This is a genomic window from Candidatus Blochmanniella chromaiodes str. 640, assembly GCF_000331065.1.
Classification (GTDB): domain Bacteria; phylum Pseudomonadota; class Gammaproteobacteria; order Enterobacterales; family Enterobacteriaceae; genus Blochmanniella; species Blochmanniella pennsylvanica.
In genome coordinates this window covers 736,642-754,861 of record NC_020075.1, presented here as the reverse complement: position 1 = coordinate 754,861, position 18,220 = coordinate 736,642, and the positions used below count along the sequence as shown (strand labels likewise).

General features: G+C 27.6%; 15 protein-coding genes and 3 tRNA genes. 13 read left to right on the top strand and 5 right to left on the bottom strand.

Translation table 11 applies throughout. The features are described 5' to 3' along the window. Window positions 1-223: 223 nt before the first annotated feature. From waaC to rfaD, 3 genes are read right to left on the bottom strand one after another with little or no spacing between them, the layout of a single operon-like run. A complete protein-coding gene (waaC, locus tag BCHRO640_RS03135) occupies window positions 224-1,195 on the bottom strand; it encodes a lipopolysaccharide heptosyltransferase I (protein WP_015344840.1) in 972 nt (323 codons plus the stop codon). Window positions 1,196-1,216: 21 nt separating this feature from the next. Beyond that, a complete protein-coding gene (gene waaF / locus BCHRO640_RS03130) occupies window positions 1,217-2,257 on the bottom strand; it encodes a lipopolysaccharide heptosyltransferase II (RefSeq protein WP_015344839.1) in 1,041 nt (346 codons plus the stop codon). Between the two features lie 18 nt (window positions 2,258-2,275). Further along, window positions 2,276-3,238, bottom strand: coding sequence for an ADP-glyceromanno-heptose 6-epimerase (gene rfaD / locus BCHRO640_RS03125; protein ID WP_015344838.1), 963 nt, complete (start codon window positions 3,236-3,238; stop codon window positions 2,276-2,278). A gap of 562 nt (window positions 3,239-3,800) precedes the next feature. Between rfaD and BCHRO640_RS03120 the strand changes: the two genes are divergently transcribed. The 6 genes from BCHRO640_RS03120 (at window position 3,801) to pfkA (ending at window position 8,594) form a co-directional block, all read left to right on the top strand. Continuing rightward, window positions 3,801-4,250, top strand: coding sequence for a rhodanese-like domain-containing protein (locus tag BCHRO640_RS03120; protein WP_015344837.1), 450 nt, complete (start codon window positions 3,801-3,803; stop codon window positions 4,248-4,250). 12 nt (window positions 4,251-4,262) lie between these two features. Further along, complete coding sequence (grxC, locus tag BCHRO640_RS03115; RefSeq protein ID WP_015344836.1) at window positions 4,263-4,538, top strand: glutaredoxin 3; 276 nt, start codon at window positions 4,263-4,265, stop codon at window positions 4,536-4,538. 49 nt (window positions 4,539-4,587) lie between these two features. Beyond that, window positions 4,588-5,043: a protein-export chaperone SecB gene (gene secB, locus BCHRO640_RS03110; protein ID WP_015344835.1), complete on the top strand. Its 456-nt coding sequence runs from the start codon at window positions 4,588-4,590 to the stop codon at window positions 5,041-5,043. Window positions 5,044-5,072: 29 nt separating this feature from the next. After that, entirely contained in the window at window positions 5,073-6,101 is a 1,029-nt protein-coding gene (gpsA, locus tag BCHRO640_RS03105; protein ID WP_015344834.1) for an NAD(P)H-dependent glycerol-3-phosphate dehydrogenase, read from the top strand. Between the two features lie 55 nt (window positions 6,102-6,156). Further along, window positions 6,157-6,906 carry a serine O-acetyltransferase gene (cysE, locus tag BCHRO640_RS03100; RefSeq protein ID WP_015344833.1) on the top strand — a complete coding sequence of 250 codons (750 nt, stop codon included), beginning with the start codon at window positions 6,157-6,159 and terminating at the stop codon, window positions 6,904-6,906. Between the two features lie 725 nt (window positions 6,907-7,631). After that, entirely contained in the window at window positions 7,632-8,594 is a 963-nt protein-coding gene (pfkA, locus tag BCHRO640_RS03095; RefSeq protein WP_015344832.1) for a 6-phosphofructokinase, read from the top strand. A 166-nt stretch (window positions 8,595-8,760) separates the two neighbouring features. On the opposite strand, the gene tpiA is transcribed toward pfkA, so the two are convergent. Both tpiA and BCHRO640_RS03085 read right to left on the bottom strand, forming a co-directional pair. Then, window positions 8,761-9,537, bottom strand: coding sequence for a triose-phosphate isomerase (gene tpiA, locus BCHRO640_RS03090; RefSeq protein ID WP_015344831.1), 777 nt, complete (start codon window positions 9,535-9,537; stop codon window positions 8,761-8,763). A 229-nt stretch (window positions 9,538-9,766) separates the two neighbouring features. Beyond that, a complete protein-coding gene (locus BCHRO640_RS03085) occupies window positions 9,767-10,516 on the bottom strand; it encodes a ferredoxin--NADP(+) reductase (protein WP_015344830.1) in 750 nt (249 codons plus the stop codon). Window positions 10,517-11,994: 1,478 nt separating this feature from the next. On the opposite strand from BCHRO640_RS03085, the gene rpmE reads away from it, so the two are divergent. The 7 genes from rpmE to BCHRO640_RS03050 all read left to right on the top strand — a co-directional run bounded on the left by rpmE (window position 11,995) and on the right by BCHRO640_RS03050 (window position 17,121). Continuing rightward, window positions 11,995-12,243: a 50S ribosomal protein L31 gene (gene rpmE, locus BCHRO640_RS03080; RefSeq protein ID WP_015344829.1), complete on the top strand. Its 249-nt coding sequence runs from the start codon at window positions 11,995-11,997 to the stop codon at window positions 12,241-12,243. A 285-nt stretch (window positions 12,244-12,528) separates the two neighbouring features. After that, window positions 12,529-13,677 (top strand): cystathionine gamma-synthase, encoded by a 1,149-nt coding sequence (metB, locus tag BCHRO640_RS03075; RefSeq protein ID WP_015344828.1) that lies wholly within the window; start codon window positions 12,529-12,531, stop codon window positions 13,675-13,677. A gap of 412 nt (window positions 13,678-14,089) precedes the next feature. Beyond that, window positions 14,090-14,983: a methylenetetrahydrofolate reductase gene (gene metF / locus BCHRO640_RS03070; RefSeq protein WP_015344827.1), complete on the top strand. Its 894-nt coding sequence runs from the start codon at window positions 14,090-14,092 to the stop codon at window positions 14,981-14,983. Window positions 14,984-15,422: 439 nt separating this feature from the next. Continuing rightward, window positions 15,423-16,256 carry a glutamate racemase gene (gene murI, locus BCHRO640_RS03065; protein ID WP_015344826.1) on the top strand — a complete coding sequence of 278 codons (834 nt, stop codon included), beginning with the start codon at window positions 15,423-15,425 and terminating at the stop codon, window positions 16,254-16,256. Between the two features lie 477 nt (window positions 16,257-16,733). Next, a tRNA-Ala gene (locus BCHRO640_RS03060) sits at window positions 16,734-16,806 on the top strand. A gap of 136 nt (window positions 16,807-16,942) precedes the next feature. Then, window positions 16,943-17,016 (top strand) — tRNA-Asp (locus BCHRO640_RS03055). A gap of 31 nt (window positions 17,017-17,047) precedes the next feature. Continuing rightward, window positions 17,048-17,121 (top strand) — tRNA-Trp (locus BCHRO640_RS03050). Window positions 17,122-18,220: the final 1,099 nt, after the last annotated feature.

Genomic DNA, 18,220 nt, shown 5'->3' with positions numbered 1-18,220 from the left:
TGAAATGATATTAATTTAAAAATATTGATATTCATCAATAAACAATCTAATTTTTTAGATATTATTCTTTTTATGGAAATACAATTCTTTACTTTTAAACCATATAAACATTATTGCTCCTAATGGATTGATATTTTTTGTTATCAAATAAAAAATATCAATTTACAATTAAAGCATTAAAATTAATATAAGGTTTATATAAACAAGTTTAAAAAAATATTTTTTAAATATATTTTAAATTTAAAATTTTTTGTAATGATTTCCAAACGTGTATAGGGGTTAAATGTTGCATTTTTTTAGTTGAAGATCGTAAAACAATTTGGTTCTGTCCATATGTTCCGATCAATTTAGGATTAGTTGGTCCATACAATGTAATATTAGGACAACCGAGCGCTGCTGTCAAATGACTAAGTCCAGTATCAACAGAGATTACAGCTGTTGCTCCAGATATTTGGATAGCAATCTCTTGCAGCGTTAATTTTGGTAATATTATTATTTGGTTGCAATGTAATCTCGCTAACCGATTAGTACGTAATTCTTCGCTTTTTGTCCAAAAAGGTAATTTAATACAATATCCTGCATTGATAGCATATTGAGCAATAATACTCCAATTTAATTCCGTCCAAAGTTTTTCAAATTTAGTAGTAGAATGGAAAAATATTAAATAAGGAGTATGATGTTTTTGAGGTGGAAATAAATGTTCAATATTATATTTTCCTATATAAGATGGTATAGGATATTTTAAGCTAAGAGAAAAAAGCTGTCGGATGCGCTCTACAGCGTGTTGATTTTTATTGGAATAATGTCGTTCATGATAAAATAAAGAACTCATAGGTTCCCGTACACTCATATAGTCCATGCCATGTTTTTTACCACATGTCATACATGTTACTAACAATGATGTCTTTAATAGACCTTGAGCGTCAATAATTACGTCATATTTTTTTTTTAATTGTATGCAACATTCACGATATTTCTTCCACGAAGACAATTTGTACCATTTTTTTATCCAAAATCTAAGGTTTATAGGAATAATTTGATGTATTCCCGGATGCCATCTAAGAATGTCAGAAAAAGTTTCTTCTACAATCCAATCAAACAATATATTTGGTACAATATTTGATGCATCAGTAACAGCAGGTAGAGTATGTATAATATCTCCCATAGAAGAAATTTTTATAATTAAAACCTTCATGACAATTATCTTTTTGATTGATCAATGTAATAATGTTTTTAATGCCTTTAAAACTTGATCTGGAGTAATATCTATTAAACTGTTATGATAACCATATAAACTATCGCCGTTTCGTATGGGATAATATCCTGCCATACGACGAATCACAATAGATTGAGAAAATAAAGGTGGAGTAAACTTAGGATTACTAGGCCCATACAACCCTATTACAGGACGTTTCAATGCGCAAGCTACATGCATTAAACCAGAATCATTACTAATAATTCCTGTGCAAGCTGCTATAATCGCAATAGCTTCTCCTAACGATGTGATTCCTATAAGATTGTTACAATGTTGTTTCATATTTTTGAGAATGCTATGTTGAATAAATCTATTAATTAGCTGATCTTTAGGGGATCCTAATATTACTACATGATATCCACAACGAATTAACCGAATAGCTAATGTTATGTAATGATAATGAGGCCAACTTTTAGCTAATCCAAATTCCGCGCCTGGGCATAAACCAATCAGTGATTTTCTGTGACAATACAAATTAAATTTGTATAATACATCTGCAATTTCTTTTTCATTTACACTTAATTGGGGTAACGGCAGCGGATAGGGTAAATTATAACAATTTTTTGTAACATTATAATCACATACCAAAGCGGCATAACGTTGTACCATTAACGGGAATAATTTTTTTTTAAGTATTCTCAAATCATTCAATATACCATACCTCATTTCTCCACGCCATCCGGTTCGAATCGGAATGTCCGCAAAAAATGGTATTAAAGCAGATTTAAATGAATTAGGTAATATTATCGCTTGTTGATATTTCTCATTTTTTAAAAATTTTCCGAGATGGTAACATTTTGATAATTCTAAAACTCCATGCCCGTAAGGAATAAATAATGTTTGATTAATTTCAGGCATATGATTGAACAGATCTTTGCACCACATCGGAGTAAGAACATCAATCTTAATATTGGAACAATATTTCTTAATTAACAATCGATACATACTATGTGATATCACGGTATCGCCAATCCATGAAGGACTAATAACTAATATTTTCACAATGAAAATTTTATTTACTTAATGATTACAATGATTGTCATTGTTGTATGACAACCAATTTAAATAGCGACATATACCTTGATTAAGGTTAGTAAATTCCTTACAATAACCTGTCGTTCTTAACTGAGAGATATTTGCCTGAGTAAATATTTGATAATGATCACGTATTTTTTTTGGCATAGAAATATATTTAATGGTTATATTTTGATTAAAAAAACTTAACACGATATTAGCAATGAACTCAAATGATTTAGATTTACCTGTTCCACAATCAAAAATTCCAGATATTTTATTATTCCAGGCCCAAAGATTTATATCAACTATATCTTCAATATATATAAAATCCCTGTTTAACTGTTTACTTCCAATAAATAGTGTTGGGTGTTTTTTACTGGTAATTTGTTGATATAATTGAAATATTATACTAGCCATACTACCTTTATGTGCTTCGTAGGGGCCATAAACATTAAAGTATCTTAATCCACAAACCTGAGATGCAACTTTTGGTAATATAGTACGCACATATTGATCAAATAAAAATTTGGAATAACTGTATATATTCATGGGTTGTTCATATGTCTGGGGATGAAGAAGCATTCTGGTATCTTTACCATACACTGATGCAGAGGAAGCATATATAAAAGGAATTTTGTTTTTAAGACAATAAAATAATAGATCTTTAGAATATTGATAATTATTCTCCATCATATACTTGCCATCCCATTCAGTAGTAGAAGAGCAGGCTCCTTCATGAAACACTACATCTATATCCTTAATATAAGAATTAACAGGATTATTCAGTATATTTTTGATAAAGCAATTTTTATCCATGTAGTCCGAAATATACAAACTTTTCAGATTGTTATATTTTTTTCCATTTTTTAAATTATCTACCACTAAAATATTTTTGTATGCAATTTTATTTAAAGCCTTAATAATATTGCAACCTATAAACCCTGCTCCGCCAGTGACCACAATCATACTTTCTCACATAATTACATGTATACTTAAATATAATTAATATAATAATTTAAATTATTTTATATAACACAACATCATGAAATATAGCGTTTTAATATTTAATAGAAAAAATATATTACTTTAAGTTATTTACTATATGCAATATGCATATAGTAAATCTACAATTTTCGAGTACACTGTTTCCTGAATCATTACAGAAAACATAATGTAAAAATTATTTGTTATTGCCTGATGTATAAACCACTCAGGATGAAAATATATCATAAATAATATTTATTTATTAACATTATTTACAAAAAAACGTACTAGTTTTTTATTTCAACATAGAATATAATGATTTTATGATGTGTTTTTGATACAATAGCTATTGTATGTATACTTATTCATGATATTTATATTTTTATTTGATACTATATCATCAAGTATAAAATATATTTATTATTACGATAATATCTTAATGATTCATAATTTTCTATCTTTATTAAAAAACTACATGATACTGCAGAATATAAATAAATTTTAGTATATTATATAGAGTTATTTTTCAAAAAATTTGCGATCTATGTACATCCAGGAAATAACAATATTTTTACAACGCCATATAATACTCAGTATTATATGGGTACTTTTGTTAATTGCAGTGTTGTACACAACAATTAATAGTTGGTTATTTGGGTCTTCTGAAATATTACGTGATACAGCAATTTATCTAATAAATAAAAAAAATGCGATAGTAATAGATATTCGTAGTCAAGATGACTATCACGCAGGACACATAACAAATAGCATTAATGTTTCAATAGAAGAAATTAAAAATAATAATATTTGTCAATTAAACAGGTTTAAACAGTATCCATTAATTATTGTACACGATAATAATGTGCTGGCACATTCAATTAAACGGTATCTATATAAATTAAAATTTGAAGAAATATATGTACTACATGGCGGAATAGTTGGCTGGAAATCTGATAATTTTCCTCTTCTATTAAAAAATAAAGCATTAAAATAATGAGAATAAAAAATGGCTTATATTGAAATTTATACAAAAAAAAATTGTCCTTACTGTGAGCGAGCTAAAGCATTATTGAAAAAAAAATCTTTAGATTTTAGAGAAATTTCTGTAGATTGTAGCAACTTATCAGATTCTTTAAATATAGAAATGAGACAACGTTCTGGTGGTCGCACTACATTTCCGCAGATTTTTATAGATGGTCTACATATCGGGGGGTCGGATGATTTGTTACTTTTAAATGATCAGGGTAAATTAGATCTAATCTTAATAAATACAAACAGTTAATAAATTATGATTATTTATTAAATTTTGTAATGTACTAAGGGTGTTTTTTGTGTTAGAAAGCAACAGTAATAATGTTTTATTTCGTATACAAAGAATTTATATCAAAGATATTTCATTTGAAGCTCCGAACACTCCTGGAGTGTTTCAAATAAATTGGAATCCAAAAATTAAAGTAGATTTAAATAGTGATGCTAAGAATATTCACATTGATATGTACGAAGTGGTGTTATGTGTTACTGTTACTGCAAAAATTGAGGACGATACAGCTTTTTTATGTCAAGTAAAACAAGCTGGAATTTTTAATGTTTCAGGATTAAACAAGACACAAATGAAACGCTGCCTTAAAGTGCATTGCCCGACTATTTTATATCCCTATGCTAGCGAATGCATTAGCAACCAAGTGTCGAGAGGCACTTTCCCTCAACTTAACTTAGATCCAATTAATTTCGATATTTTGTTTATTCAGTCCTTACAAAAGAAATATAATGATACACTTAAAATTTAATATTTTAAAAATAGTTAGTTTAAATTATTGTGTCTATTAAATACCCTAAATATCCTAACATCACTATTATTGGAGCAGGTTCCTATGGAACGGCCATAGCTATTGCGTTATCTAGAAATGGTCATTCCGTATTGTTATGGGGACATAATGCAATTCATATTCAAAAACTCCAAATTAATCGATGTAATCAAGCCTATTTACCCGGCATCGCTTTTCCACCATCATTGTATTTAGAGAAATCGTTGTCTATAGCTTTATCTACTTGCCGAAATTTATTGATTGCGGTTCCAAGTCGTGTATTTGGTCATGTTTTGATGCGATTAAAACCAAATTTAAAGAGCAATACTCGTATTATTATAGCATCTAAAGGTTTAGAACCAAAAACTGGACGTTTATTACAAGATGTGGCATATGATATTTTAGGAAAAAATATTCCTATTGCAATTATATCTGGTCCAACTTTCGCTAGAGAACTCGCTATGGGATTACCCACGGCAATAACTCTAGCTTCTAATGATACTATATTAAGTTGTGATCTACAAAATATACTACATTGTAATAAAAATTTCAGAATATACAGCAACACAGATACTATTGGTATTCAAATAGCTGGAGTAGTAAAAAACATTATTGCTATCGGAGCAGGTATTTCTGATGGCATAGGGTTTGGATCCAATGCCCGGACAGCATTAATTACGCGGGGTTTAGTAGAGATGTCTCGCCTAGGTATAGCAATTGGAGCGACACTAGACACTTTCATGGGATTAGCTGGATTAGGAGATTTGATATTAACTTGCACTGATAATCAATCACGTAATCGTCGCTTTGGAATATTATTGGGACAGGGTTTCGAGATACATCATGCTCAAAAAAATGTTGGGAAAATAATAGAAGGATTCTATAACGTACAAGAAGTATATATGTTATCTGTTAAACACAAAGTAGATATGCCTATTACCGAACAAACATATCAAATACTATATCAAAATAAAAATGTTCATGATGCAGCTCACTCTTTATTGGAACGTACACAAAAAGAAGAAAAATTAATGGTTTAAAATAATTAATAATAGATTTCAATTATCATTCATACTACGGCGATTAGGTAAGTGTATGACTTTAAATATATTAGAAATAGTTTGGAGTAACATTAAAATTGAAGCAAGATTGTTAATTGACTCTGAGCCTATATTAACCAGTTTTATATATACAACCCTATTAATGCACACAAACTTTAAAGATGCATTAATTTATATACTATCTAAAAAATTAACTAACACAGATATATCTACAATTGCTGTTATTAAGATATTAGAAGATATATTCGGATCCGATGACAATATCATTACTTCTGCTGCACAAGATATTTATGCAATACGTTTAAATGATCCATCTGTCACTAAGTATTTTACTCCTTTTTTATATTCAAAAGGATTCCATGCACTGCAAGCGCATCGTATTTCTCATTGGTTATGGAAGCATAATCGTAAAGAATTAGCTATGTATTTTTATAATCATATTTCTACTATTTTTAATGTGGATATTCATCCTGCAGCAAGTATCGGATATGGTGTTATGATAGATCATGCGACTGGTGTAGTGATCGGAGAAACATCAGTTGTAGAAAATAATGTATCTATAATGCAATCTGTGACCTTAGGTGGAACTGGCAAAATAAGTGGTGATCGTCATCCTAAAATTAGGCAGAAAGTAATGATTGGAGCTGGTTCTATTATTTTAGGTAATATTGAAGTAGGATATGGTGCTAAAATTGGAGCTGGTTCTGTCGTACTACACTCTGTACCGCCTCATGCTACAGTCGCAGGAAAACCCGCCAGACTTATAAAAAAAATCAACAAATAATAATAACTTAATAAAATTTACTACATTTAAAAATATGTATAGTGCTTATTACACTACCGATAATAAATATAATCTATAATATACCGTACATATCAAGTATTTAGAAAGTTAGTATATTTATGTAATAATTAATATATAAAAGATATTCAATACTTTTGATTACAAAATTGATAATATACCTGTACAATATAGGTGTATTATACTTAATATGTAATTTTAATTACGCATAATATATCAATGTAATTTGATGCATTGTATATGAGATTAAAAATAATCGTATATTTGATATATCAGTTATATCAATAACGTATATTTTCTTTTCACATTTCAATACCTTGTAAGATGATCCTCATGATATAATTCATATAATTAAAATCGTTTGCTAATGTGATTATGTATTAATACCAGGAAAACATCATATATGTATAAAATTAATGTACTTCACTACAAGTGATACAATATATATATTGTTATAATAAATAATTAAAATAAATAATACTCCCATGCTCAATATTTAGAGAATTTATTAGTATTTTTAATTTAATTAAAAATACTAATAAATTAAAAACTAACAACAATTTCACATATAACTGTTATATATGTATCTGATACAGCCTTTTATTTTTGTATATTTATATAATAATTATATTTTTATTATTATTTATTTTATATTTCGACATGATTATAGTCTGCTGTACATAACAACATAATAGAGTTTTGTGTTTATGATAAAAAAAATAGGAGTATTAACAAGCGGAGGGGATTCTCCAGGAATGAATGCTGCTATTCGCGGCGTAGTACGGGCAGGTCTTTCTGAAGGAATAGAAGTGTATGGAATATATGACGGTTATTTAGGATTATTTCAAGATCGAATGATACAATTGAGTCGTCGTAGTGTTTCAGATATAATAAATCGTGGAGGAACTTTTCTTGGTTCTGCTCGTTTTCCTGAATTTAAGGAAGATGCCACTAGGACAATAGTTATCAACAATATTAATCAACGTAGTCTCGATGCTCTCATAATAATTGGAGGAGATGGATCTTATTTGGGCGCTAAGAGATTGAGTGATATAGGATTTCCTTGCATCGGATTGCCTGGGACTATTGATAACGATGTTGCTGGAACTGATTACACCATTGGTTATTTTACAGCTTTAGAAACAATTGTTGATGCAATTGATAGGTTACGCGACACATCTTCTTCGCATCAACGTATTTCTATTGTAGAGGTAATGGGACGTTGTTGCGGTGATTTGACTATGGCAGCAGCAATAGCTGGAGGTTGTGAATTTATTATAGTCCCCGAAGTAGAATTTAACCCACAAGATCTAGTAAACGAGATTAAATCTGGTATTTCTAAAGGGAAAAAACATGCTATAGTAGCTATCACAGAACGTATTTGTAATGTATTTTATTTAGCGCGATACATTGAAGAAAAGACTGGTAGAGAAACTCGTGCTACAGTTTTAGGATACATCCAACGCGGAGGAAAGCCTGTTGCATATGATCGAATTCTAGCATCTCGGATGGGAGCATATTCTATTGATCTGCTATTAAAGGGTTATGTAGGGCGTTGTATTGGGGTCCAAAATGAAAAATTGGTACATCATGATATTAACGATGCTATACAACATATGCAACGTCCATTCCGTCGAGATTTATTGAAAACAGCCAAAAAACTATTTTAAGTTATTTTAAAATCATCATAAATAACTTGTTTCTTAAATAAGAATATTATTGATACATAATCAGATTATCTTTGCTTATATAAATATCACTTATTTAGTGTTTTGAACTATTAATATCGTTACATCAATAATATATAATACTACATTAGGATATTCCTGCATATTATTAAGCAGGATATGATTTCTTATGGTTTTCAGCAGTTTGTACGATCATAGAAAAACTATTCGCGTTTAAAGAAGCGGCTCCTACTAATACACCATCAATATCTTTTTGATCAAAAAATTTAGTAACATTTTCTGGTGTGACAGAACCCCCATACTGAATTGTTATTTTATCGGCTATAGATGTATCATAACTTGCAATATAATCCCGGATTGATTTATGAACTAATTGCGCATTTTCTGGAGATGCGCTAGCACCACTTCCTATAGCCCATATAGGCTCATAAGCAATAACTGAATTCTTAAATGCTTCTATGCCAAGTAACGTAATGATTGTGTTGATTTGATTAATGCATACTGACTGTGTGTATCCAGAATCGTATTCTCTTTTATTTTCCCCTACACATAAAATAGGAATTAATCCAACTTTTTTTAATATAAAAAATTTTTTAGCAATATATGCATCATTTTCTTTATGATGTATTCTCCGTTCAGAATGACCTATCAGAGCATATCGTACATTAAGATCTTGTAACATTTCTGCTGAAATATCGCCGGTAAATGATCCAGATAAATGAATATCAACATTTTGAGCACATAACTGAATACGACTGTTCAATAAATAACGCTTAGTTATATCTAAATACATTACAGGCGGAGCTATAGCTACATTACATTTAGAAATATTATCAAATGTATTAACTAATGTAATAATTAAATTAGTTATGGTATTTTTATTGCCATTTAATTTCCAGTTTCCTATTATCAATAGACGTCTCACACTGTCTCTCCCACAGAAATTACTTCATAACAACTATTTGCGATACATAAATCAACATTAATTAACATTAAACAAAATAATGCTATGTATTACACGATTAGAATGTATGTACTTAAAAGATACGCAATTGTATATTGCAACATACGTTGATATTATAAAGATGTACAATAATAAATAATTTTGTAATACAACTGTCAGTTATAATTACTGTACATTATGACTATTTATATTACCAATAACGTTCTTGAGTAACATGACCTGGTTTATATCGTAAATGATCTTGCATTCCGTATTTTTTATTTAATATTTTTTTAGTATCCTGTATCATTTGCGGATTTCCACATAACATCACGTGACTATTGTTAATATCTAATTGTAATCCTACTCTTTTTTCTAAAGAGTCATTTTCTATCAAATTAGGTATACGTCCAAAAAGTGAACTATAAGATTCTTCTTGACTTATGATTGTTTGTACGTGTAATTTACCATTATAAAATTTTTGTAATTTTCTTATTTGAGATAAATAATTTAAATTTTTAGAAAACCTCACCGCATGTACTAATACAATATTTGAAAATTGATACAATCTTTTATCATGATCTTCGAGTATTGATAAATATGGGCCAATCCCTGTTCCGCTAGCTAACATCCATAAATTTTTACAATTTGGAATTTCATTGAGTATAAAGCGTCCGTACGCTTTTTTAGTAAGCATAAGAGTATCACCGGGACGTAAAGTACATAACAATGGGGTACATTTCCCTTCTAGTACAGTAGCTATGTAAAATTCTAGATTTGGATTATGCGGAGCATTAAGATATGAATAAGCACGTTGTACGATTATATTATTTATTTTTATCTTTATTTTTGTAAATTGACCAGCAATAAATGTATTTACTGGAGCTCGTACAATAAGACTAAACAACTGATCTGTCCAATTTTTTATATCAATAATTTTCCCGGAGACCCATGTAGACATACAATTTACCCGTATTCAGTTATATTCAAATATTTAATTTTATTAAGTAACTTCATTGGTATGATCAGAATCAGTATTGAAATTTGTATCTGTTATTATTTACCCCTTAGAAATTAACACAAGATTCCAACATAAAAATTTTTATCTAAAAAAACAACATAAAAATACTGTAATTATTGCTTATTCGATTGAACGTAATTTTATGATATTAAAACAATAGTACATTTAATCAGATATTTTAATGGTTATAATTTTTTATAAAATCATTCTATGTAAAAGATCTTTTATTTATAAAACTAAATACTACAAATAATAGAGTGACTATTATAGTGCTACTATTTATATAGTAGTAATATTTTTTGATTATATTCGTACACGACATATATGAACTAATCTGTAGTGATTTAAAATTTAAATTATCTAAATCAATGTTACTTTAATGATTCGATTATTTTTAGAAAATATATTTTAATTATGTATAATTTTAATTATAATTTTTGTAATTTTTACTACGATGAAGATCGTATATAACTATGTTATATTAACAAATACATAAGATGTATGTTTTTTAATAAAACTTACGGTCATAAATAAAAATAAACACTCCGGATTACCATTGAACACAAGTATGTTACATAGTTTTTATAAATTTAGTTTATTAAATATAATAATTTACTTTAAGCGATTAAAAATACTTTAAACACTTCATACAACTCATTGCTGTAACTATGTAATCAACTATATGCTTCTTGAAAACACGTAAGATTGTGTATTAATTAGATAAAAATATCTGTTATTGTACAATTCCATATGTTTGTATTTATAAAAAGAATGCAATTGCAAGTATCGTACATTTTATTTGGCATATTTATATATGCGCATAAATGGTTATTTGTTCGTATCCTATGTTCAGTTTTAAAAATTCAATAGTTATTATTCTATCAAAATTTATTATATAAAGTAAATATTTGTGTTATTTAATGCGATTAAGGTGTTAATCGTTTATGAGTATAAGTATATTCACTTATGTAGTTGCATATACAATATCAATAGATTATTATGTAGCTATAAACATCAAAAAAAATAGTTTGAGTTGTTATCAGAATCTATGTCAATGTATAAGATATAGCAAATTTTTTATTTCAACTATACATCAGTAAGAATTTTATTAAGCTGTTGCTAATATATAATAACAATAAATCATAAATTATTTTTTGTCGTTAATAGTATCTACATATACATTTGTAGATACATGCAATAAATATTATGAATTTTGTATAAAATTTAGCATGAACTATGTGTTTAAATAGATCAAATATACAACATTAATTGTAATGAATAGAAATATTTGGCTGTGCATGAACGTATAAACATCTAATGTTATTAAGCGCTATAAAATAAATTTATAATTTATTTTTATTATGATAAAATACCAATTTATCAGAAGCATAAATATTTAGCTGGTATTAAAATACATTATGAAGAAAAATGTGCATCCAAAATACAGTGAAATATCTGCATATTGTTCGTGTGGAAATATTATTAATACTAAATCTACTTTAAATCGAAACTTAAATATAGATGTGTGTCATTTGTGTCATCCATTCTATACAGGTACACAACGTATACTAGATACACGTGGGCGTGTAAATATTTTTAATAAACGCTTTAATCTTTCTACTAATGCTGATTTTTTACCGATTGAAAAAAAATTAAATAAAAAATAAATATAGAATTATTTACGTAAGGGGACGTTATGTAGCATCAGAACCATCCGCGCTATACTTGAATAGAAAATAAATATAAGTTCATTAAATTTTATGGGTGTGAAGTGATTAGAAGCAATATACGTGTAGATTTTAATTGTTATCAGAAAATCTATATGCAATATAATTGTGTTTGGATAAAACTATATTAAATCTGGTCAGTAAAAATATTTTCGTACACATAAAAATTTCTATACTTATAACGTACCAGTGTTTGTAGAAATATAGGTCAGTTTAGTTATTATTATGAATATAAAAAAATCTACAATTAGCGTTAGAAGTGGTTTAAATAGCGATGAGCAACATGGATGTGTCGTACCTCCTATTACTCTTTCAACTACTTATAATTTTTTTGGATTAAATCAGCCTCGTCCTTATGATTATTCACGGCGCAAAAATCCTACGCGTGATGTAACTCAACAAACTTTATCAGATTTAGAATATGGAAAAAATGCGATTATGACAAGTAGCGGCATGTCTGCTATTTATTTAATATGTTCTGCTTTGCTTGAACCAAACGATTTATTAATAGCACCTTATGATTGCTATGGAGGTACTTATCGATTATTGGATGCGTTAAACAAAAAAGGTGCATGCAAAGTATTATTTATTGATCAAAATGATACACAGATTTTATTAAAATCATTAGCATATAAACCTAAATTAATTTTTATAGAAACCCCAAGCAATCCTATGCTTCGAATAGTAGATATTCATACTCTTTGCAACTTCCAAAAAGGTATCTTATATGTTGTAGATAATACATTTATGACTCCAGTATTTCAAAATCCATTAAATTTAGGTGCCGATTTAGTAGTACATTCTTGTAGTAAGTATTTGAATGGACATTCAGATTTAATAGCAGGAGTAGTAATATCTAAGGACACATACATTTCCGAAAAATTAACTTGGTGGGGCAATACGCTCGGTATTACTGGAAGTGCCTTTGATAGTTATCAGTTGTTGCGTGGTATGCGTACTTTAATGCCGCGTGTTTACCAACAACAAAATAATACTAAAAAAATTATTGCTTTTTGTCAAAAACAACCCCAAATCAATGCATTATATTATCCGGGATTACCCAATCACCCTGGATATAACATTGTTTGCAAACAACAAAGCGGATTCGGATCGATATTTAGCTTCGAACTGAAGGGCGCTAAAAATGTTTTACTACAATTTTTACGATCATTAAAATTATTTACATTAGCAGAATCGTTCGGAGGTGTTGAAAGTTTAATTGCTCATCCAGCCACTATGACGCATGCTGCTATGCCAGAAAATGCTAGAAAACGCGCTGGAATCAGTGATATGTTGCTTCGTGTTTCAGTAGGACTAGAAGATAGCGATGATCTTATTACTGATTTAGAACAGGCATTTGCATCAATACAATAAGGTCTCTCCATATTATTATTATGCGCATTATTAATATTAATCAATCTTATTTATAACAAATAATAATGGACGATTTATTATAAAATTTTGTTAATTAATTGAGCAATCGCAAAATTCACATATACAGTTTCTTATTTTAAGAAATCATTTATATTTAGTTAATGAAACGTTATTTTTCTAAATCTCATCTACGATGCACATTAAAATAATAATTTATTGCGCTAATGTAATGTATAAACGAAATATTTTATCAATGAGTGACATTCATTAAAATACCTATAATAATAGATTATTAGATTATTAATCTCAATGATTATTTATGTAACGATGATTTTATTTAGAAAAAAGCATACGGTCTATATAATATACATAGGTCTATAAGCATTTATTTTATAGCTTCAAGAAGGAAAACATGAGTATGTTCCATGCCACCCAACAAGCAGTATTAAATCAATATTTAGCTGAATTACAAGGAAATATTAATGTTTCATTTGAATTTTTTCCTCCACGTACCGATGAAATGGAACAAATATTATGGAAAACTATAAACAAATTAAGCAAATTAAATCCTATTTTTGTTTCTGTAACATATAGCGCTCATTCTGGAACACGAAATTATACTGATAAAACAATTAAAGACATAAAAAAACGTACTGGATTAATAGTAGCTCCTCATTTAACATGTATCAATGAAACTCCTCAAGCATTACAAACTATTGCTCAAGAATATTGGAATAATGGTATTCATAATATAGTTGCATTAAGAGGCGATCAAATAAAAAAAAACTATCAATCGTCTATGTATGCTTCAGATTTAGTATATTTATTAAAAAAAATTGGAAATTTTGATATAGCAGTAGCTGCTTATCCAGAAGTACATCCAGAAGCAAAAAACGCACAATCAGATTTAATTAATTTAAAGAAAAAAATAGATGCCGGCGCGAATCGTGCAATCACTCAATTTTTTTTTGATGTAGAACAATATTTAAGATTTAGAGATCTTTGTGTGTCGGTTGGGATTGATATAGAAATTATTCCTGGAATATTGCCTATCTTTAATTTTCGTCAATTACAACATTTTATCACTTTTACTAAAGTGAAGATACCGCATTGGATATATGTAATTTTTCATGGATTAGATCATGATTTGGAAACACAGAAAATGCTTGGAACATTTGTAGCAATAGACATGATCAGAGTCCTTCTTAAGGAAGGAGTAAGAAATTTTCATTTCTACACTCTTAACAGATCAGACTTAACATATGCAATATGTCATACATTGGGAATAAAAAATAACAAAATATAATGTATGAATAATATTTCAAAATTAATTAAATGATTACGTCCATCACAAATCATAACTTAAATATGATAAGTTTATTTTTTAGAGTCTTTTAAATATATGTATATTGAAGAGCTAAATTTTCAAAAAATAATAAATATTGTATTAGATTGGTTATCAGTCAAATATATATACATATTTTATATGTATAGAATAGTATTCTATATACAATATTTTTTACTTGTAAATAGAACTGCAAAGAATATATAGTTATAAATGTGACCATTACAATATGCAAGATGACACTCAACATAGTATTTATAAAAATGAAAATATTTTGAACAAAAAACATATACTCTATATTAAAAATAATATTAACAAAAATTATAGATTACATTACATATATATTCAATTTATGTTAATTATATATATGGTGTATAAATTAAACAATTAATAAAAATATATGATTTATTTTAAAAATACACACAAGCAACCAACAATATTGATATTAGATTCTGGGGTAGGTGGCTTATCTATTTATATTGCGATACGAAAATTATTACCACATGTACGCTATTTATATTTTTTTGATAATCAAGCTTTTCCTTATGGTGAACACTCAGAATTCTTCATTATAAATCGTGTAACCTCTATAATTGAAGCTGTGCAAAAACAACATCAATTAAATCTTGTGATCATCGGTTGTAATACTGCCAGTGTAGTTTCATTAAAAATATTACAAAATCATTTTCTATGTCCCATTGTTGGGGTGATACCTGCAATTAAATTAGCGTCTAAATTAACTAAAAATGGTGTTATTGGTGTCTTAGCAACACATCGCACTGTCAATCATGATTATACTTTGAATCTTATAAAACGTTTCGCCAATAAATATAAGGTCATGTTACTAGGTACATCTGAATTAGTAAATTTAGCTGAATCTAAAATTTATGGCAAAAAAATACCAATATCAATTCTTCGCGATATTCTCACTCCCTGGTTAAACATGAAACAACCTCCTGACACTATAGTACTTGGATGTACTCATTTTTCTTTATTAAAAACAGAATTAATTGCTGCATTATCTTCAAATAGCTACTTAATAGATTCGAGACATTCAGTTGCTAAATATAGTTTTCGTTTGCTACGCAAAAACACAAATAGTCCCACGAATGACTTTTGTTCTTACAGGCCAAATAAAATCTATTGTTCTATGAACACAGAAAAAGCTATCAAATTAAAATCTATTTTAGAATCTTATTATAACTTTTTTTCTTTAGAAATATTATCAATATAAATTGAACACATCATCTTATTTCAATAAGAACACATTGTTTATTAGTTTAATTAGTAATTGAAAAAATTAATTATTATTATGGAATAAATACATATTTACACTAATAGCAATTGATAGCTTTTTTTATCGAATTATTGAATGCTGTTTTATTTTTAGTACACAATATTGTATGCAAACGTCTGTATAATGCAGACTGCATAGATACAGTTATCAACTTTAAATGAATATTACTAACGCATATATAATAAATTCAAAATAAACTGTAAATGAACTTTTCATGCAAGTATCTTTTTATTCAATTATATTGATAATATATCAGTATTACTAATAGTAATGTTAATTAATACAATATCAATTGTATTTTATATACGTCAATCTTGTTTTAAGCCTATTTAATTATGAAAAAATCAAATTTATAATTATATTATTTTATTTGCATGTTTCTGTGAAACTTGTTACAGTATAATTGGTTGATGTGGGGCTATAGCTCAACTGGGAGAGCGTCTGTTTTGCACGCAGAAGGTTAGCGGTTCGATTCCGCTTAGCTCCATTATAATGTATATGCAGAGTATTATATAATTTACTATACAATATAAATGAATATAAAAATGTATATACACAATATTTTCTAATAAATTTAAAGTATGTATAGTATATTACTATAAAATCATCATATAAATTATAATGGTGCGGTAGTTCAGCTGGTTAGAACATCGGCCTGTCACGCCGAGGGTCACGGGTTCAAGTCCCGTCCGCACCGTTTGCGCACCGTATGCTTATCAAAAAATAAAAGGGGTGTAGTTCAAATAGGTAGAACGTCGGTCTCCAAAACCGGGTGTTAGGAGTTCAAGTCTCTTCACCCCTGTAAAAATATGCACAATATCACAGATTATTTTTTGATATAAAAATGTTTATATTTTTTTATTTTTTAATATTTTCTATCAAATATGATTTGAGCATATAAAACTGGATAAGTATGTTATTTAGTTAATATACGTCGCATAAATAATGCAACGTATATTAACTAAATCTACTCGTGTATTTACGTTATAATTCCATGTTTTTAAACTGTGTAAAACCAATAAATAATTCAATAAACTGCAATTCTGCTTGCATTCTATAACCTTTGTTAATTATTATTGCTCACAATTTCGCGCAAAAAAAAGCAATTTTATAATCTAAAATTTTAAATATTAGAAATATATATAGTATAATAATAAAATTCACATGTTGTTCTACTTTAAATAAATAGATTTTATTAAACAAATTTAAAAAATAGAGGTTTGATTTTCTTCATACATTAAATAAAAACTACTATCACAATAACAGAAAACAAACAATGACAAAAATTAGATGATGATCATAATCAGCAATTACACAGAAATAATATTATTTTAAAAACATCATTGCCAAATCTAATTATATGTGGTACATAAAAATATAATGAAGTTATACTATACGATTAAATAAAATGTATACCATATGGTTAGTTTAGTATTTACTAAAAATTAAGAATAAAAAGATTTGATATTTTTTAAATGTTAGGAAAATTAAAATTTTTACTTTTAACGTGATTAAGATTGGTTTTAGTATAAAACAGACGCAGAAAATTAATAAATAATATTAATAATAATATTATTTGAATTCATATATTTATAAAAACTCCGAAATTACTGGTTTAAAATATTATTGTTAGTTTTTAATACAACATATAATGAAATGTTATTTCAAAAGTTAACTATCGACAATTATACGATATATAGGCCATAAAAGAAATTCTATATAAGCAACAATATTTCATTTTAAACCAGAAAAATTATTCTATTATTTAATTTTAAAAATAAAAAGATTTTTCATGTAGTTAGCACACAATACATAGTCATTTTTAAAAAATAAAATTATTTTAAACATTTTTACGTACAAATATTTACTGATATCCCAAATCTACTTGAATCTAATAAACA